The following is a 17,041-nucleotide window of genomic DNA, read 5'->3' as shown; positions in this document are numbered from 1 at the left end:
GCTCGACCAGCAGCGGCATCGGATCGGACGCCGTCACCAGCTCCCGCAGCGGATACCGGGCGAGGACCGCTTCCACCTCCGGGGCCAGCGCCGCCCTGAGACGGTCGTGCACCGACAGGGAGTCGTCGCCGAGGGCGTGTGCCGCGGCCAACACCAGGTTCCGCTCCGGGCCCTTGGGTACTCCGGCGGCCGCACGCTCGTACAGCTCGGCGCCCTCCTCCAGGACCAGGCCGGTGTCGATCCCGGCCGGCACCTTGACGGACGCGATGTGCCGCCAGGTCGCCAGCGGATGGCTCCAGGCCTCCACACGGAACGTCCAGCGGCCCGTCACGTCCGGGGTGATCTCCGCTCCCCAGCGGTCGCTGCCGGGGGACAGCTCCCGCATCGGTGTCCAGGGGCCACGCCGGCCGTTGGGATCGCGCAGGACCACGTTGGCGCCCACGGCATCGTGCCCTTCGCGGAACACGGTGGCCGTGACCTCGAAGGTCTCGCCGATCACCGCCTTCGCCGGGCGCCTGCCGCACTCCACGGCCGGCCGGACGTCACGTACCGGTACACGGCCGATGGCCGGAGTCCTGCGCATGTATCTCACCTCCGCCGTGCGCGAAGCCGCGCACCGGGCCCGGCTTCGCGATCCGAGACGGGCCGACCGCGTCGGTCCCGAGGGGAACGCCTTGTACGGTGCCAGGTCAGGGGCTTGGCGCCGTGGAACGCCGCTCCGGTGGCGGCGTTCTTCTGACCGCCCGGCGCGGCTGCGGCCGTCCGTCCTGCTCACGCAGGTAGGTGACCAGGTTGGTGCGCAGATAGCGCTCGGCGGCGTCCGCGGCCTCGCGGGCGCAGCGTTTGCCCATCAGAACGCACAGCGTGTACCCCGAGTCCTCGAAGGTGGCCCGGACCGTGCGGTCGTGGGGCGAGGCGAGCATCGCGCGCTCCCACGCCCGGTAACGCCGCAACTGCCGGGCCACTTCGGCCTTGGCGGGTAGCAGCATCGCCCTCTTCACCCTCCACGCTCTCGACTGGGCGCGTTCCCGACGGTCGGGTGGTGTCCGTGCACGGGGAGGGCACGGCACCGTTACGGCGATCGAGGCTTTCACTCATGGTGCACGCACGACGACGCAGCGTCTTGTTGGAGCTTCAACCAGTGGTGGTGTCGGTGCTCCTGTTGCACGAATGGCGTAGTGCCGTCACCGTGGAGGTGACTCAGAAGCGATCAGCGCTCACGCTATGTGTCCGGGATCCCTCCCGGAAGGGGCGAGGGTAGCGAGAGCTTCGCCGGTGAGGAGCAAGCGACGATGAAGACCGCAGTGCCCTGCTACTACCACCTCGACGTGGAAGTCAGCCCGGAACGGGTGGGACAGGTCAGCCGCATCCTGGCCGCCCACCTCCGCTACTGGTACCTCGAGAACCTCGTGGATCCCGTCTGCCGCGGCGCGGAACTGCTGCTGCGGGCGATCGACGAGCACGCCAGCGACAAGCGCACCTCGATCGAGATGTGGTGGAACGGCCAGCATCTCATCACCGCCTTCGGTGGCGACGATCCCGATCTGCGTCCCGACGAGGACCTGCGGGCCTGCCTGGCCCACATCGCCGCGATGAGCGACGGCTGGGGCTGCTGCGCCTCGGACACCGGCAGCAAGATCATCTGGTTCTCGCAGCGCGCCCGCGCCGGCCAGCGCGTCCCGCTGGTGCCCCTCGCCCCCGCGCCCACCCTGCGGACGGGCCTGCGGGTGCCGCGCACCGAGCGCGTGGCCGTGCTCGCCGCGCCGGCGACCGCCGGCGACGATGCCCTGGAGGGCAGCCGGTGACCCCCCGCAAGACCCGCGAAGGGGTGCCCGTGTGGAGCGGGCACCCCTACCCGTTGGGTGCCGCGTTCGACGGACAGGGCACCAACTTCGCCCTGTTCAGCGAGGTCGCCGAGCGTGTCGAGCTGATCCTGGTCGATGACGCCGGCACCGAGACGCCCGTTCCGCTGCACGAGGTCGACGGATTCGTCTGGCACGGCTACCTGCCCGGCGTCGGCCCCGGCCAGCGCTACGGCTACCGGGTGCACGGCCCCTGGCAACCCTCGCTCGGCCACCGGTGCAACCCGGCCAAGCTGCTGCTCGACCCGTACGCCCGCGCCGTGGACGGCCAGATCGACAACCACGCATCCCTGTACGAACGCGCCCCGGACGGCCCGGCCCCGGCCGACAGCGCCGGCCATTCCATGCTGGGTGTGGTCACCGACCCGTACTTCGACTGGGGCGACGACCGCCCGCCGCGGACGCCGTACGCGGACTCGGTGATCTACGAGGCCCATGTGCGCGGCCTGACCCGCACCCACCCGGACGTCCCCGAGAAGCTGCGCGGTACCTACGCCGGCCTCGCGCACCCCTCGGTGACCGAGCACCTGGCCTCGCTCGGCGTCACCGCGGTGGAGCTGATGCCGGTCCACCAGTTCGTCCACGACGGTGTGCTCCAGGACCGCGGCCTGTCCAACTACTGGGGTTACAACACCATCGGCTTCTTCGCCCCGCACAACGACTACGCCGCCTTCGGCAGCCGGGGCCAGCAGGTCAACGAGTTCAAGGCCATGGTGAAGGCGCTGCACGCGGCCGGTCTGGAAGTGATCCTCGACGTGGTCTACAACCACACCGCCGAGGGCAACGAGATGGGCCCCACCCTGTCGTTCCGCGGGATCGACAACGCCTCCTACTACCGCCTGGTCGACGGCGACTGGGGGCACTACTACGACACCACCGGCACCGGCAACAGCCTGCTGATGCGGCACCCCTACGTGCTCCAGCTCATCATGGACTCACTGCGCTACTGGGTCACCGAGATGCACGTCGACGGCTTCCGCTTCGACCTCGCGGCCACGCTGGCCCGGCAGTTCCACGAGGTGGACCGGCTCTCGGCGTTCTTCGACCTGATCCAGCAGGACCCGGTCATCAGCCGCGTCAAGCTGATCGCCGAGCCCTGGGACGTGGGGGAGGGCGGCTACCAGGTGGGCAACTTCCCGCCGCTGTGGTCGGAGTGGAACGGCAAGTACCGGGACGCCGTACGGGACTTCTGGCGGGCCGAGCCGGGCTCGCTCGGCGAGTTCGCCTCCCGGCTGACCGGCTCCTCCGACATCTACCAGCACAGCCGCCGCCGACCGCGCGCGAGCGTCAACTTCGTCACCGCGCACGACGGTTTCACGCTGCGCGACCTGGTGTCGTACAACGACAAGCGCAACGAGGCCAACGGCGAGGACAACCGGGACGGTGAGAGCCACAACCGGTCCTGGAACTGTGGCGTTGAGGGCGACACCGACGACCCGGCCGTCCTCGGACTGCGGTCCCGCCAGCAGCGCAACCTGCTGGCCACGCTGCTGCTCTCGCAGGGCATCCCGATGCTCTGCCACGGCGACGAACTCGGCCGCACCCAGCGTGGCAACAACAACGCCTACTGCCAGGACAACGAGATCTCCTGGGTCGACTGGGAGCTGACCGACGAGCAGCGGAGCCTCGCCGACTTCACCCGGCATGTGATCGCCCTGCGGGCCGGGCATCCGGTGCTGCGCCGTCGGCGCTTCTTCCGCGGTGAGACCGTGACCAACGCCGTGCAGCCGCTGCCCGACCTGATGTGGATGCGACCCGACGCCCGCGAGATGACCGACCGGGACTGGCAGCGCGATGACGCGCACGCGGTCGGGGTGTTCCTCAACGGTGACGCCATCGCCGAGCGCGACTCCTACGGCCGCCGCATGATCGACGACTCCTTCCTGCTGCTCGTCAACGGCTACTGGGAGCCGGTCGGCTTCCGGCTGCCCGACGACTCGTTCGGTGAACGCTGGACCACCCTGATCGACACCGCGGAGCCGGACGGCTTCCCCGACGAACGCGAACGCAAGGCCGGAACGAGGCTCCGCGTGGAGGCACGGAGCCTGGTCCTGCTGTCGCGGCCGTCTGAGGCGGCGAGCTAGCCGAAAGGGGCGCGACCGGTGCCCTCTGTCTCGCTGGGCCGGGGGTGCCGCGCAGTCGACGGCGCCGCAACGCCCACGGGCGCGGGCCGCCGCCCCGTGCCGTTCAGGCAGGCTCAGCGGCTGCTGCGTGACGTCACCGTGAACTGCGCCCCGTCGGCGTCGCGCAGTACCGCCTCGTGCTCGTCCTCGCTCAGGACGCTGCCGCCGTGCTTCTCGGCCGCCCGGGCACAGCCCGGCACGTCGGCCACGGCGAAGTGGATCTGCCAGTGCGGGCGCACGGAGGGGTCCGGGGCGGCCTCCACCGCGCCCGAGTCGATCCGCGCCACGATGTCACCCTGGCTGCGCAGCACCACCTCGCCGCCTTCGTACTCGACCTCGCAGCAGCCCGGCTGCCCGGAGGCCCAGTCGAGGATCTCGCCGTAGAAGATCGCCGAGTCGAAGGCGTTGCGGGTGTGCAGCCGGATGAACGTCGGCGCGGCCCGCCGCCACGCCTCCCAGTTGGAGACCAGCTCGCCCTGCCAGATGCCGAAGGTCGCCCCGTCCCGGTCGGCGAGCAACGCGGCCCGGCCGGGCGGGAAGGACAGCGGCCCGACGGCTGCCGTACCGCCGCGCTCCCGGGCCCGTGCCACGGCCACGTCGGCGTCCGGGACGGCGAAGTACGGCGTCCAGGCGACCGCCATCTGCCACATGGCGGCGACGGCGGCGATCCCGGCCACCGGCACCCCGTCCGCCAGGGCGATGCGGAAGTGCTCGCCGAGTTTGGCGCCGCGCCAGCGCCAGCCGAGGACGGCAGCGTAGAAGTCCTGCGTGGCCTCCAGATCGCGGCTGGTCAGGCTCACCCAGCACGGCGCACCGAAGACCGAGTGCGTGGAGACGACCTCTCTCCGTCTCGGTCCGTCGGGGTTCGGTCCACCGCTGACAGGCTTGTCTTGGTTCATGGCAGTCGCGTCCTGCTCTCGGGGCCCGGCGGCCACCGGTCTGGCACCAGTGTCCAACCGGAAGGGGGTCGGGTGCCTGTCGAGTACCCCGGGTGGCAGGGGCCCAGGCCGCTCGCGCAGGATGGAGGAATGGCAGAGAGCGAACCGGACCGGATCGCCGAGTTGCAGACACAGATCATCCAGTTGAAGGAGGCCATGGTCTCCCACGCGGTCGTCGACCAGGCGATCGGGATGATGGTGGCCCTCGGCCGGGTGGCCCCCGACCAGGGGTGGGAGGTGCTGAAGGACGTTTCCCAGCACACCAACATCAAGCTGCGCCACATCGCGGAACTGATCCTCATCTGGGGGCGCCGGGGCGACATCCCGCCCGAGATCCGCGCCGCGCTGGAAGACGCCCTGGACCGGTACGGCCCCACGCAGGTGCCCGGCGCCGCGGAGGACTGAGGCCCCGCGGGCGGCTTCGCGGCGGTGGAGAGAACGATGCTCAGCGGACCTCCGCGAGCAGTTCCTCGCGCAGCCGGTCGAAGCAGCCGCTGAGGAGCCGAGAGACGTGCATCTGCGAGATGCCGAGCTGCTCGGCGATCCGGCTCTGCGTCATGCCGCGGAAGAACCGCAGGTAGAGGATGACGCGCTCGCGCTCGGGCAGCGCCTCCAGAAACGGCTTGACCGCGGCCCGGTCCACCACCAGGTCGAACCCCGGATCGGACGCGCCGAGGGAGTCGCCGAGGGCGTAGCCGTCCGTACCGGCGACCTCGGCGTCCAGTGACAGCGCGGAGAAGCACTCCAGCGCCTCCATGCCGGTGCGGACCTCCTCCTCGCTGAGTCGTGTGTACGCGGCGATCTCGGCGACGGTGGGGGCCGGGCCCGACGTGGTGTGCGCCAGCTCCTTCGTGGCGGAGCGGACCCGGTTGCGCAGATCCTGCACTCGGCGGGGCACGTGCAGGGTCCACATGTGGTCACGGAAGTGGCGCTTGATCTCGCCGGTGATCGTGGGCACGGCGTACGCCTCGAAAGCGCGGCCGCGCTCCGGGTCGTAGTGGTCCACGGCCTTGACCAGGCCGAGTGCGGCCACCTGGTACAGGTCCTCCAGCGCCTCCCCGCGGCCGCGGAATCGCACGGCGATCCGCTCGGCCATGGGCAGCCACAGCTGGACCAGCTCGTCCCTGAGCGCGTGGCGCTCGGGGCCGTCAGGCAGCTTCGCGAGCCGCTCGAAGGACTCCACCGTGTGGGGGGCGTCATCGTGGGGGTGGGGCCTCGTGCTGCCGGTGACACGCATCGTGCGCACCTCTCTCAGCAGGTGCTGGGTGACAGACACCGCGGGAGGTGCGCTCGGACCGTGGAAAGGACACCGGGGCGCCCGGCGAGGCCGGCTCCCGCGGACGTGCCTCCTGTCCGAAGCACTGAGGTGTCCATTCCCGCCTGGGGGCATATCAAAACAAATAGGTACACAAGGGACACGATCGGGTCGTGTACGCCGCATGGCACGCCCCGTCGCCTCCCCCGGAGACGGCACCGATCCGCCGTCGGTCCGCCGGTGCCGCGCGCCGGCCGGTTGCCGCCGATTCTCCGGGCCGGCCCCCCGGATCGGGCGATACCCGCCGGCGGCTCGCGGCCGACTGCAAGCCCTCGCCAGGGTGAGGTCGCCGAGTGGTCAAGTCGACGCCCTGCGCGGCCTCCTGCTCGGTCCGCCCGCGTATCCCGCGGTCGCTTTCGGGGCGCCGGCGGTGGCCGCCGCCTCCGGCGTCACCGCGGCCTCGTCGCCGCCCGGCTGGCGCGCCCGCTGATCTTGCCATGGACGTGATGTGCGGCACGCGCGCGTTCCCCCGTGCGGGCCGCCGGGAACCGATTCTTCCTGGGCAGCGCTTGATCACCGATCAAAGCGGGTGAATCCCCTGGCCACAGCGCATTCTGCTCATTTGACAGTCCGCTCGGCGCACAGATAGACAGCAGCTCCCGAAGGTCGAGAGGGGCACTGTGTACGAGCCGAACGTGGTCGGGGACTGGCACGAGTACGACGAGCATGCCGGTCTGCGGGTCCGCGTCCACCGCCTGGAGGCGGCCGAGCCGCCGCGCGGACGTGACGACGCCGCCGTCGGGCTGACGTACTTCAGTGTCCGGGTCACCGTCGAGAACCGCGGCGCGCGGCACTACGGCATCCACCTGGAGGACGGCCAGATCGACGTCCGGGTGGGCCCCGACGGCGAGGGCGCCTTCATCGACTGGCGCAACTCCCAGTTCATCGAGGGCTTCGACGTCTACCCGCTGCGCCGGGCCACCGCGGTCCTCTACGCCGCCGCACCCGAGGCCGCCCTGACCCATGTGGACGTGCAGGTGCAGCTGCGGGTGGAGGAGGAGTGGACCGACCGCCGGCTCTGGGCGGGCGGCATCGGGGACCCGGAGGCGACGGCCGCGGCCGCCTCCGCGGGCACCGGCCAGGGCAGCCTGGCCCACCAGGTCAGCGCCTTCCTGAAGGACCAGGCGGAGCCCGGCACCCCCTGACGCGAGCGGCGGCGCCGCCGTACCGTCGCCGCGGGTTCCCGTCAGTGCGGGATGCCGTCGATGATCTCCCGCGCACCCTGCCGCAGCAGCGCCACCGCCACCGAGGTGCCGAGCGTGGCCGGGTCAAGCCGGCCCGCCCACTCGTGGGCGTTCAGCCGGGTCTTGCCGTCCGGGGTGAACACGCAGGCCCGCAGGGAGAGTTCCCCGCTGCGGTCCACCCGCGCGTAGCCGGCGATCGGGCTGTTGCAGTGGCCTTGCAGCACATGCAGGAACATCCGCTCGGCGGCGGCCTCGCGGTGAGTGGCCGGGTCACCGAGCCCGCTGACCGCGTCGATCACACGCGTGTCGTCCTCCCGGCACTGCAGGGCGAGGATGCCCGCGCCGATCGGCGGCATCATCGTCTCGGGGGACAGCACCTCGCTGATCACGCCCGTGCGGCCGATGCGCTCCAGGCCGGACACCGCCAGCAGCAGCGCGTCCACCTCCCCGGCGGCCAGTTTCTCCAGCCGGCGGTTGGCGTTGCCGCGGAACGGCACGCACTCCAGATGCGGGTGCGTGGCGGCCAGCTGGGCGACCCGGCGCACCGAGGAGGTGCCGATCCGGGTGCCGGCCGGCAGCGCGTCCAGGGTGAGTCCACCCGGGTGCACCAGGGCGTCGCGGATGTCGTCCCGCTTCAGGAACGCGGCGAACACCGTCCCGGCGGGCAGCGGCCGGTCGGCGGGCACGTCCTTCACGCAGTGCACCGCGAGATCCGCTTCCCCGGCCAGCAGCGCGGCGTCCACCTCCTTGGTGAACGCCCCCTTGCCCTCGACCTTGGACAGATCGCCCATCCACTTGTCACCGGTCGTCTTCACCGGGACGACCTCGGTGCGCACCCCCGGGTGCAGTTCGGCCAACTCGGCCCGTACCCGTTCGACTTGGGCCAGGGCCATGGGCGAGTCGCGGGAGACGATACGGATCAGTTCCGGCACAGACATGGGGGACACGATAGACCCTGGAACCCCATCGCCCCACGACCTGTCACAACGTGCTCAGGCGTTGGGGTCGAACGCGATCCCGGACGGCTTCGCCGAGGCGAGGTGGGAGGCGAAGCTCTCGTCCTTCAAGCCGAAGTGGGCGCTGCCGAAGTCATAGAGGCTCAACTTCTCCCGCACGCCCGCCGGATAACCGTTCCAGCCGACGAGGGGCGGGTACTGCCAGGCGTGCTTGTGGTTCTCCGGGGGTTCGTCGCCCGAGTCGGCCCGCCGGAAGCAGTGCGTGCTGATGCCGTCCTTGTGATAAACGACTTTCGCGTGCGTTCCCTCGAAACGGACCTCGGAGACCGGGCGCACGGTGAACGAGCCGTGGTTGGACGTCGACACGTACCGGACATGCCCGTCCTGCACCCACACCGCCACGTGCTCCCAGTCGTGCCGGTGTCCGCCGATGCCGCTGCCCGCCACTGCCTGGTCCTTCTCGAAGTACAGGCCGTACAGGTAGGCGCACCAGCCGTTGTTGCACTTGGCGCGCGAGTAGCTGTTGGTGTTGCCCAGGTCCGAGGCGTCGTGGCAGCTGCCGTTGAGGGCGCCCGTCGGCTTCAGGCCCCCGTTGACGGTGCCGTCGGGGCCGATGGCGGGCGTCGGGTAGCAGCCGTCCGTGTCGTAGTCGAAGGCCGGTTGGTACGTCAGTTCGGCGGGCTCGGCGTTCTGCGGCAGGGCGAGGGGCGGGGCGGCGAAGGCGGCGGTGGGGAAGGCGATGACGAGGGCGGCGGCACCGGCCGGTGCGGCGAACCATCTGCCGCGTCGGACACGTGCGGCGAGTGAGGACACGGAACCTCCAACAGCGATGAGCCGTAGTGGAGTTCAGCATCCCGGCCGGGCGCCGCGCTGCCAAGGTCACAGGCGTCACAGGAATGAAGTACGGTCGAACTGCATTGGCCCGGCGCGGTCGTTGGGCGAGTTGGCCGGCGAAGGCGTGCCGTCGGCCAGGGCTGTCGGGCATGTCCGTCAGCGATGACCTGCCGGTGACCGCAGCCGTCCGGCGAGGTCCGCCGGGGGATCCGACGGGCCGTCACGAGAACGCGGGGCTAGGCCGTTCTTCCAGATCAACGGACGGACCACGGACGGACCGAGGGCGGCACGCGCCGAGGCCGGTCCGGCCCCCATCCACTGCAGTCGGCTGGCGTCACCTCTGGGGCAAGTCATCCACTCCGCCGCCACGGTGTGCTCGACTGCGGCCGTCACCGGTTGCTCGCGCTCTTTCTCCGTGAAGACTCCGGCAGGGTGAGCTGCTCGACGATCAGCCAGCTCGGCGTCAGCATGAGTGGCTTGACGGCCGTGGCGTCGCCGGGGAGGCCGGAAGCCTCGTGAGAGGCGACGTGGGCGTCGACGTCGGCTCGGACTCGCTCAGTGAGGACCTTGCGTGGTTCGGGGTGGCGGGTGGCCTCAAGGCGAAGTTCCGGCGGGAACGGTGGCCTCGGCATCCACAGCGGCCTCATCCGCCGCTGCCCGAGCCCTCCGGCAGGTCCGCGGCCGACTCCTCGGGTGTGAGGTCCGGGCGCAGCCGCAGCCAGGACGGCTGGCGCAGCATCCCGGCCCGGGTGCGGGTGCTGTAGCTCACCTCGCCCACCAGCCGGGGCAGCACCCAGCGCGCGTCCGGGATCCGCGGCACCGGATCGAAGGGGCACCGGCTGCTCACGGCGGCCCGCAGCAGCTCCGCCAGCTCCGTCCGTTCCGCCTCGCTCCAGCCGGTGCCCACCCCGCCGACGTACCGCAGCCGGCCCCCCGCCCGCTGACCGACCAGTACCGCGCCCGGCAGCCCGGTCAGCCGCCCCTTGCCGGGCAGCCAGCCGCCGATGATCACGTCCTCGGCCCGCATGTTCCGGATCTTGATCCAGGCGCGCGAGCGCACTCCTGGCTCGTACACCGAGTCCAGCCGTTTGCACACCAGGCCCTCCAGGCCGTGCTCCCTGGTCGCCGCGAGCGCCTCGGCACCGTGCCCGGTCATGGCGCCCGGCGTCGACCAGTGCGGCCCGGCCAGGCCCAGCTCCTCCAGCCGCCCCCGCCGCCGTACGTAGGGCTGCCGCATCAGGGATTCGCCCAGGAACGGCACGTCGAACAGCACCAGGTGCACCGGTACCCGGGCGGCCCGGCGCGCCGCCCGCGCGGGCGCGTGCGCGAGGCCCATCCGGCTCTGCAGCAGCTGGAAGTCGGCCCGGCCCCGCTCGTCCAGGGCCAGCACCTCGCCGTCCAGGACGGCGGGCGTGGTGCCCAGGGCGCCACCGAGCGGCCGGAGCTCCGGGTAGGCCGCGGTGATGTCCTCGCCCGAGCGGGCGCGCAACAGCACGTTGCCGTCGCCCGGCAGGTACACCATCACCCGCTGGCCGTCCTGCTTGGTCTCGTACGCCCACCGTTCGTCCTGGGCGGCGGGCGGCAGCCGGCCGGGGGTGGCGAGCATCGGCGGAACGAGCGGCAGGGTCACGGCGGTCACGGCTGAAGGTCTCGACCGCTCCCCGCGCCCTCACGCGCCTTCGGGCACCGGTTCCCCTGAACGGGCCCGCCGCAGGAGACCCGCGACGGGCGGCCCGCATCACTGGCCGGGGCCAGGTGTGCTGCGCGTACACGAGCCCGGCCGGTCCCCGACGGCGTCCGCTGCACACCACCGGCCCGCTGAGCCGCCCGAGCCACCGGTCTCATCCGGCCGGGACGGTCGTACGGCGGCGGAGCGGGCCGCGTACGGCTCGCTCCGCGTGCCGCGGGGGAGAGGCGTGGCGGGCCGCCTCACGCTCCCCGCCCTGTGGCCGTACGTGGCCGACCCTCTCCGCGACGGCTCCGGGGCCGTCGGCGACGGTGCCGGGCCGGCCGGGCGGTGGCGGGGCAGGAGGGAGGCGAGGAAGAAGGCGAGCAGGGCCGCGCCCGCGCCGATCGCCACGACGGCGGGGTGAAGCCCTCGTCCACGAACACCGTCTCCGCGTCCACCAGCCGGCGTCGCTGGTCCCCGAGCAGCTCGGCCGCGGCGGCCGCGACCCGGCGTTTCTCCGCAGCCGTTCTCCGACGGCAGCGCGTGACCGCCGAGGCCGACCGTCATCTGCGCCAGCATCACGCCCGCGACCGCGCGGGCCACCGAGGTGCCGATGCCTGGCCGGCACGGCCGGCCCCGCGCGGTGGGCGCTTGCGCGTCGAAGGACGGTGGCAGGCGACACACCTCGTGGGCCCGCCGGAGATCAGGACGGCAGCCGGCCCGGGGTGGCGCGCATCGGCGGGATGAACGGCAGGGTCACGGCGGTCCTGGTCAGGAGGATCGTGGCGGTCTGACCCACCCGAGGGATCGTTCGACGGCCCGCTGCCAGTTGTCGTACTCCGACTCCCGCAGTTCGGGATCCATGTCGGGCAGCCATTGGGCGGCCCGGTGCCAGTTGCGGCGCAGCACTTCCAGGTCGGACCAGTAGCCGGCGGCGAGCCCGGCCGCGTACGCGGCGCCGAGGGAAACCGTCTCGGCGACCATGGGCCGCACCACGGGCACGTCGAGCACGTCCGCCACGAACTGCATGAGCAGGTTGTCCGCGGTCATGCCCCCGTCCACCTTGAGCTGCTGGAGGGCGACCGAGGAATCGGCGTTCATGGCGTCGACGACCTCGCGTGTCTGCCATCCGGTGGCCTCCAGGACGGCACGCGCCAGGTGCCCCTTGGTGATGTACGAGGTGAGGCCGACGATGACCCCGCGTGCGTCGCTGCGCCATCGGGGCGCGAACAGACCGGAGAAGGCGGGGACGATGTAGCAGCCGCCGTTGTCCTCGACCGTCCGCGCGAGGGTCTCGATCTCCGGGGCGCTGCTGATCATGCCCAGCCGGTCACGGAACCACTGGACGAGTGCGCCGGTGATCGCTATCGACCCTTCCAGGGCGTAGACCGGCTGCTGGTTCCCGATCTTGTACGCGACGGTCGTGAGGAGTCCGTGCCGGGACCGCACGACGTCACTACCGGTGTTGAGCAGCAGGAAGCTGCCCGTTCCGTAGGTGCACTTGGCCTCGCCGGGGGAGAAGCAGGTCTGGCCGAAGAGGGCGGCCTGCTGGTCGCCGAGGGCGGCCGTGATGCAGACGCCCGGCAGCAGCGAGCGGGCCTCGCCGTACGTCTCGGCGGAAGACCTGATCTCGGGCAGCATCGAGCGGGGCACCCCGAAGAAGGCGAGCAGCTCGTCGTCCCAGGTGAGCGAGCGGATGTTCATCAGCATCGTGCGGCTGGCGTTGGTCGCGTCGGTGATGTGCAGGCCGCTGTCGGCGCCACCGGTGAGATTCCAGACCAGCCAGCTCTCCATCGTTCCGAACAGCACCTCGCCGTCCTTGGCGCGCTGCTCGATGCCCTTGACGTGGTCGAACAGCCACCGGATCCGCAGCGCCGAGAAGTAGGTGGAGGGCGCCAGAGCGCACCGCTCCAGGAAGAACGCCTCTCCGGGGCGCTGTCCGAGGTCTTCGACGAGCGGCGCTGTGCGGGTGTCCTGCCAGACGATCGCCCGGCCCAGTGGGGCGCCGGTCCGCCGGTCCCAGAGCACCGTCGTCTCGCGCTGGTTGGCCAGGCCGATGGCGGCGATCTGCCCCTTGTCGACACCGGCGTCGGACAGGGCCTCCGGCACGACGCGCCGCAGGTTCTGCCAGATCTCGACCGCGTCGTGCTCGACCCATCCGGGCCTGGGAAAGTGCTGGTGGTGCTCCTTCTGTGCGACCGAGACCAGCCGCCCACGGTGGTCGAACAGTATGCATCGGGTCGAGTTGGTGCCCTGATCGATGGACAATACGTACCGTTCAGCCATGATCGGGTCTGCCTTCCGACGGATCGAGGGGCGGCTGTCCTGGCCTACCAGCGGGCGGCTCCCAGGTCTCTGGAGATCGCCCGTGCGGCGTCACGGAGCAGGGTGATCAGACCGGGGCGGGGGTGGCCCCGGCTGTCGCAGATCCGCTCGACCGGCCCGGACATCCCAACGGCGCCGACGACGAGGCCGCCGTGCCCTCGGATCGGCGCGGCGATCCCCGCCTCGCCCATGCTCATCTCCTGGATCTCGGAGGCCCATCCGACTTCCCTGACCTGGACCAGCGCCCGGCCGAGCTGCTCGGAATCGACCAGGGTGTGCGGGGTGTACGCGTCAAGCGCCGGCTCGACGGTCGCGGTCCCGAAGGCCAGCAGCACCTTGCCGAGGGAAGAGGCGTGCAGGGGCAGCAGCGAGCCCACGTCCAGCGTCTGGAAGGTGTCGTCCGGCCGGAACACGTGGTGGACGATGAGGACGTTGCCCTCGAGAGGGGTCCCCAGGCGCACCGCCTCCCCGCTGCGGGCGGCCAGGGCGTCGGCCCAGTTGAGCGAGCGCGAGCGCAGCTCGTTGACGTCCAGGTAGCTGGTGCCGAGGTGCAGCAGGGCGGCTCCGAGCTGGTATTTCCCGGTCGCCGCGTCCTGCTCCACGAAGTCCACGTGCTGGAGCGTGCGCAGAATGCCGTGGGCGGTGCCCTTCGCCAGCCCGAGCGAGGCCGCCACCTCGCCGAGTCCGAGCCGGCGGGGCCCACCGGCGAGCAGGCGCAGAATCGCCGCCGCCCGTTCGATCGACTGGACTGGGCCGGTCATGAAGCGAGCCTATTACCGCCACGGGCGCTTCGCCGTGCGGTCGGGGGGGACGGTCGGGAGGCCGCCGTTCGGTAATGCCGACCGGCGTTCATTGACCGGCCCGATTTGTCTCCATAACGTGCTTTGGAGCCCGGAACGCACTGGGACACGGCGCAGACCGGCAGCACAGACCATCGGGAGAGAACATGGCGGCACAGCTCAGCACGCTGCTTAGGGCGGCATGCGAACACGTGTGTCCGGTACCGCCCGTCGCAGGCGGCGTCTCGGCCGTACGCCGACGGGCGGCGGCGGTCCTCGCCGACTGGAGAGTGTGCCCGGAGATCGTCGAGGACGCGCTGCTCGTGGTGTCGGAGCTTGCCACCAACGCGATCGTTCATGCCCGGCCTCCGGCCGTGCTCCGGTTGTCGTGGGCGCGAGATGACGGCGGCCGCACCCTGCGCGTCGAGGTCACCGACGCGGGACCCGCGCTTTCCGTGGCTCAGTCCCTCGTGGGGATCGACCCGGACGAGCACGGCAGGGGCGAGGCGATCGTCCACGCCCTGGCGACCCGTCACGGCATACGCCTTCACGCCGGCGGGGTCACCCGGTGGGCGGAGCTGGTCGCGGTCTGAAGCGCGGCCCCCGACCGGGGCACCACGGGGACCGGCTCGCCCGCGGTCTTCTTCCGGAGCAGGAGCAGTGCAGCGTCGTCGTGCAGCCGGCCGCCCACATGGGCCAGCAGTTCGTCATGGAGAGCGGTGAGCGTGCGTGCCGGCTCGTCGGACACATGGCGGGCCACACCTTTGGCCAACGGATAGAACTCGCGCTCGTGATCGCGGGCCTCGGTGACCCCGTCGGTGTAGAGCAGCAACTGGTCTCCCACCGCGAACGGCAGCCGCTGAAGGTGGGGGGACTGACCCGAGAGGGCGCGCAGCCCCAGGGGTGGAGCGGGATGGGTGGGCTCCACCGTGCCGACGCTTCCGGTCGCGGATATCAGCAGCGGAGGCGCGTGTCCGCAGTTGACGACCTCCAGGTGTCCCGAGGGGGGGTGTCCGGCGACCACGGCGGTGACGAAGTCGTCGGTGCCGAGGTTGCGCGCCAGGCTCCGCTCGATCCTGCCGACGACGGCAAGCAGGTCGGGCTCGTCGTAGGCGGCCTCGCGGAACACCCCGAGCACGAGTGCGGCGGTCCCCACGGCGGGCAGCCCCTTGCCCCGCACGTCGCCGACGATCAGCCGGATCCCGTGTGGGGTCGGCACCAGGGCGTAGAGGTCCCCACCGATCCGGGCCTCCGCCGCCGCGGCGCTGTAGCGGACGGCAACCTGGAACGGTCCGACCATCTCCGGGACGGGCTGGAGCAGCGCGTGCTGGGCGGCCTCGGCGACCGAGCGGACGGCGTCGAGGACCTGTTCACGACGGCCACGCAGCGCGCTGGCCAGTCCGCTCGCCGCGGTGACGGCCGGCAGGGCGGACAGCACGGCCACCAGCTCGCGTGCGGGAACCCCGTGCCCGATGCCCACTGCCGCGCCCATCGCCATGGCGAGGAGACCGACACAGAGCACACCGCGCGTCCCGTTGGTGGCGGCTGCCAGCGCGGGCCCGGCCGCCAGCAGCGGCAGCCAGATCATCCCCGCCCCTCCGGCGGCGTCGGCGACCACCACGACGGTGATGACCAGAACCGGCAGCACCGGCATTCCTGCGGCCAGCTGCCCGCTGGCACGTCGGCGGGTCGATTCCCAGGCGTCGGCCACACGCTTCCTGGGCAGCCGCATCGGCGCGTGGTCGCCGCCATGGTGTCGGGCCTGGCTCATGTCTCGTCCGCAGTCCTTGTCTGTAGGGGGTGCGCACCCGGAATGTCCCTTTCATCAAGCAAACGGGCCGGGCGCGGGCAGCGACAAGGAGCGGATTTTCAGATAGTGAGCGAGAGGCTCCTGGTCACACGGCTCGCGATCCGGAGCAGTCGGGCCCGGATCTCCTGCAACTGGGCCTGCCGTTCCACCGGCAGGGAGACGCCGAGTGAGCCGGGCGTGTCCCCGCAGTAGACGGGCACGGCGACGCACACGGTGCCGAGCGCGTACTCCTCCAGGTCCGTTACGGCCGGTGACAAGGGGGGCGAGTCGATCCTGCGGAGCAGCTCCGGAAGACTGGTGATCGTCCGTGGCGTGAGGTCGGCGAGGTGGTGCCTGGACAGGTAGTCCCGGCGGGCGTCCTCGTCCAGCTCACGCAGCACGGACTTGCCCAGTGCCGTGGCATGTCCGGCGTCCTCGAACCCCACCCAGAGGTCCACCCGTGGCGTACGGGGGCCGTCGACGATCTCGGCGACCCTGATCTCGCCCTCCTCGTAGAACGTCAGGTAGGTGGCGGTGGACAGGTCGTCGCGCAGGGCGGCCAGTGCCGGGCGTACGCGGCTCAGCCGCGTCTGCCCGCGGCCCGCGGCGTGCAGTGAGTTCAGAGTGTCGCCCAGCACGAAACCGCCGTCGTCGAGTTTCCGCACGTATCCGTCGTGTGCCAGGGTGCGCAGCAGGTGGTAGGCGGTGGCCAGGGGCAGCCCCGTCTCGCGTGCCAGCTGCTTCGCCGGCGCGCCGTTCTCGTGCGCGCTCACCGCCTCCAGCAGACGGAAGGCCCGCTGTACGGATGTGATGAGTGTGGGGCCGTCCCGAGCGCCCATAGGACCAGGTTGCGCCGGACACCTGGCGCGGGCAAGACCGGGATCGCCGCGCGGGCCGGCGAGGACCGTGCGGCGGTCCGGCGGGCGTCGGTGCTCACCGGGAAGGCGGCCGAACAGGGCGGCAGGCAGGTTCGGGGGCCTGCCGGCCGCCGAAGGCCGGGTCGGTGCGGGTGGGGCCGCGTCCGTCGGCGGCCGACGGTTCGGCGAAGTTCCGGCGCCGCTGCGCTTCCGGAACGGGCGAGCGGCGGGTGAAGCGGTCGTGGAAGGGGCGTCGGGGCGGGCGGGATCCGCGTCCCGACCCGGACGACCGGCGCGCCCAGCGCATCCGGCTCACCGGCGCCGGCCAGGAGGCCGACGGCCGGGGGCGGGGGGGGGGGGGGGGCCCCCGGCGGGGGCCCCGCCGCCCCCCCCCGCCCGCGGGCCCCCGG

General features: G+C 71.9%; 17 protein-coding genes and 1 pseudogene. 6 read left to right on the top strand and 12 right to left on the bottom strand.

Annotated elements, in window-relative coordinates; genetic code table 11:
• Together ABZ079_RS35910 and ABZ079_RS35905 are read right to left on the bottom strand one after the other, a co-directional pair.
• A partial coding sequence (locus ABZ079_RS35910) for a maltotransferase domain-containing protein (protein ID WP_356943638.1) occupies positions 1-583 on the bottom strand: 583 nt, incomplete at its 3' end.
• 106 nt (positions 584-689) lie between these two features.
• The gene (locus ABZ079_RS35905) at positions 690-989 is read right to left on the bottom strand and encodes a DUF5133 domain-containing protein (protein WP_356943637.1); all 300 of its coding nucleotides are present in this window, start codon (positions 987-989) and stop codon (positions 690-692) included.
• A 303-nt stretch (positions 990-1,292) separates the two neighbouring features.
• On the opposite strand from ABZ079_RS35905, the gene ABZ079_RS35900 reads away from it, so the two are divergent.
• Positions 1,293-1,805: a pep a2 gene (locus ABZ079_RS35900; RefSeq protein ID WP_356943636.1), complete on the top strand. Its 513-nt coding sequence runs from the start codon at positions 1,293-1,295 to the stop codon at positions 1,803-1,805.
• Positions 1,802-3,946, top strand: a complete 2,145-nt coding sequence (glgX, locus tag ABZ079_RS35895; RefSeq protein ID WP_356943635.1) for a glycogen debranching protein GlgX — start codon at positions 1,802-1,804, stop codon at positions 3,944-3,946. The genes ABZ079_RS35900 and glgX overlap by 4 nt, the downstream gene beginning before the upstream one ends.
• Positions 3,947-4,059: 113 nt before the next feature.
• On the opposite strand, the gene ABZ079_RS35890 is transcribed toward glgX, so the two are convergent.
• Positions 4,060-4,884 carry a VOC family protein gene (locus ABZ079_RS35890; protein ID WP_356943634.1) on the bottom strand — a complete coding sequence of 275 codons (825 nt, stop codon included), beginning with the start codon at positions 4,882-4,884 and terminating at the stop codon, positions 4,060-4,062.
• 129 nt (positions 4,885-5,013) lie between these two features.
• Here ABZ079_RS35890 and ABZ079_RS35885 point away from each other — a divergent pair, with 129 nt between their 5' ends.
• Positions 5,014-5,328: an ANTAR domain-containing protein gene (locus tag ABZ079_RS35885; RefSeq protein ID WP_356943633.1), complete on the top strand. Its 315-nt coding sequence runs from the start codon at positions 5,014-5,016 to the stop codon at positions 5,326-5,328.
• A gap of 40 nt (positions 5,329-5,368) precedes the next feature.
• Here the strand turns inward: ABZ079_RS35885 and ABZ079_RS35880 are convergent, their stop codons facing one another.
• Entirely contained in the window at positions 5,369-6,160 is a 792-nt protein-coding gene (locus tag ABZ079_RS35880; protein WP_356943632.1) for an RNA polymerase sigma factor SigF, read from the bottom strand.
• 698 nt (positions 6,161-6,858) lie between these two features.
• Here ABZ079_RS35880 and ABZ079_RS35875 point away from each other — a divergent pair.
• Positions 6,859-7,383: a hypothetical protein gene (locus ABZ079_RS35875; protein ID WP_356943631.1), complete on the top strand. Its 525-nt coding sequence runs from the start codon at positions 6,859-6,861 to the stop codon at positions 7,381-7,383.
• 41 nt (positions 7,384-7,424) lie between these two features.
• Here ABZ079_RS35875 and hemC read toward each other — a convergent pair whose 3' ends face one another.
• The 4 genes and pseudogenes from hemC to ABZ079_RS35855 form a co-directional block, all read right to left on the bottom strand.
• Complete coding sequence (hemC, locus tag ABZ079_RS35870) at positions 7,425-8,360, bottom strand: hydroxymethylbilane synthase (protein WP_356943630.1); 936 nt, start codon at positions 8,358-8,360, stop codon at positions 7,425-7,427.
• A 54-nt stretch (positions 8,361-8,414) separates the two neighbouring features.
• Positions 8,415-9,191, bottom strand: coding sequence for an NPP1 family protein (locus ABZ079_RS35865; RefSeq protein ID WP_356943629.1), 777 nt, complete (start codon positions 9,189-9,191; stop codon positions 8,415-8,417).
• 396 nt (positions 9,192-9,587) lie between these two features.
• Positions 9,588-9,820: pseudogene (locus tag ABZ079_RS35860) on the bottom strand (TetR/AcrR family transcriptional regulator); the annotation flags it as partial.
• Between the two features lie 35 nt (positions 9,821-9,855).
• Positions 9,856-10,842 carry an ATP-dependent DNA ligase gene (locus ABZ079_RS35855; protein WP_356943640.1) on the bottom strand — a complete coding sequence of 329 codons (987 nt, stop codon included), beginning with the start codon at positions 10,840-10,842 and terminating at the stop codon, positions 9,856-9,858.
• Positions 10,843-11,128: 286 nt separating this feature from the next.
• On the opposite strand from ABZ079_RS35855, the gene ABZ079_RS35850 reads away from it, so the two are divergent.
• On the top strand, positions 11,129-11,305 hold the full coding sequence (locus tag ABZ079_RS35850) for a hypothetical protein (RefSeq protein WP_356943641.1): 177 nt from the start codon (positions 11,129-11,131) through the stop codon (positions 11,303-11,305).
• A gap of 347 nt (positions 11,306-11,652) precedes the next feature.
• On the opposite strand, the gene glpK is transcribed toward ABZ079_RS35850, so the two are convergent.
• Together glpK and ABZ079_RS35840 are read right to left on the bottom strand one after the other, a co-directional pair.
• Entirely contained in the window at positions 11,653-13,167 is a 1,515-nt protein-coding gene (gene glpK, locus ABZ079_RS35845) for a glycerol kinase GlpK (RefSeq protein WP_356943628.1), read from the bottom strand.
• A gap of 44 nt (positions 13,168-13,211) precedes the next feature.
• Complete coding sequence (locus ABZ079_RS35840; protein ID WP_356943627.1) at positions 13,212-13,967, bottom strand: IclR family transcriptional regulator; 756 nt, start codon at positions 13,965-13,967, stop codon at positions 13,212-13,214.
• 185 nt (positions 13,968-14,152) lie between these two features.
• Between ABZ079_RS35840 and ABZ079_RS35835 the strand changes: the two genes are divergently transcribed.
• Complete coding sequence (locus ABZ079_RS35835) at positions 14,153-14,578, top strand: ATP-binding protein (RefSeq protein WP_356943626.1); 426 nt, start codon at positions 14,153-14,155, stop codon at positions 14,576-14,578.
• On the opposite strand, the gene ABZ079_RS35830 is transcribed toward ABZ079_RS35835, so the two are convergent.
• Together ABZ079_RS35830 and ABZ079_RS35825 are read right to left on the bottom strand one after the other, a co-directional pair.
• Positions 14,533-15,639, bottom strand: a complete 1,107-nt coding sequence (locus ABZ079_RS35830; protein WP_356943639.1) for a PP2C family protein-serine/threonine phosphatase — start codon at positions 15,637-15,639, stop codon at positions 14,533-14,535. The two genes, ABZ079_RS35835 and ABZ079_RS35830, sit on opposite strands and share 46 nt — an antisense overlap.
• Before the next feature lie 215 nt (positions 15,640-15,854).
• Positions 15,855-16,613 carry an IclR family transcriptional regulator C-terminal domain-containing protein gene (locus ABZ079_RS35825; RefSeq protein ID WP_356943625.1) on the bottom strand — a complete coding sequence of 253 codons (759 nt, stop codon included), beginning with the start codon at positions 16,611-16,613 and terminating at the stop codon, positions 15,855-15,857.
• Positions 16,614-17,041 lie beyond the last annotated feature (428 nt).

It is taken from the genome of Streptomyces sp. NPDC006314, assembly GCF_040613075.1.
Lineage (GTDB): Bacteria > Actinomycetota > Actinomycetes > Streptomycetales > Streptomycetaceae > Streptomyces.
The sequence above is the reverse complement of the archived record's forward strand: the minus strand, read 5'-3'. Positions and strand labels throughout refer to the sequence as shown.

Bases quoted from the DNA above. Each gene is read 5' to 3' on its own strand.
- ABZ079_RS35890 (WP_356943634.1), bottom strand. From the start codon at position 4,884: ATGAACCAAGACAAGCCTGTCAGCGGTGGACCGAACCCCGACGGACCG.
- glpK (WP_356943628.1), bottom strand. From the start codon at position 13,167: ATGGCTGAACGGTACGTATTGTCCATCGATCAGGGCACCAACTCGACC.
- ABZ079_RS35835 (WP_356943626.1), top strand. From the start codon at position 14,153: ATGGCGGCACAGCTCAGCACGCTGCTTAGGGCGGCATGCGAACACGTG.
- ABZ079_RS35905 (WP_356943637.1), bottom strand. From the start codon at position 989: ATGCTGCTACCCGCCAAGGCCGAAGTGGCCCGGCAGTTGCGGCGTTAC.
- hemC (WP_356943630.1), bottom strand. From the start codon at position 8,360: ATGTCTGTGCCGGAACTGATCCGTATCGTCTCCCGCGACTCGCCCATG.
- ABZ079_RS35830 (WP_356943639.1), bottom strand. From the start codon at position 15,639: ATGCCGGTGCTGCCGGTTCTGGTCATCACCGTCGTGGTGGTCGCCGAC.
- ABZ079_RS35885 (WP_356943633.1), top strand. From the start codon at position 5,014: ATGGCAGAGAGCGAACCGGACCGGATCGCCGAGTTGCAGACACAGATC.
- ABZ079_RS35880 (WP_356943632.1), bottom strand. From the start codon at position 6,160: ATGCGTGTCACCGGCAGCACGAGGCCCCACCCCCACGATGACGCCCCC.
- ABZ079_RS35825 (WP_356943625.1), bottom strand. From the start codon at position 16,613: ATGGGCGCTCGGGACGGCCCCACACTCATCACATCCGTACAGCGGGCC.
- ABZ079_RS35900 (WP_356943636.1), top strand. From the start codon at position 1,293: ATGAAGACCGCAGTGCCCTGCTACTACCACCTCGACGTGGAAGTCAGC.
- ABZ079_RS35840 (WP_356943627.1), bottom strand. From the start codon at position 13,967: ATGACCGGCCCAGTCCAGTCGATCGAACGGGCGGCGGCGATTCTGCGC.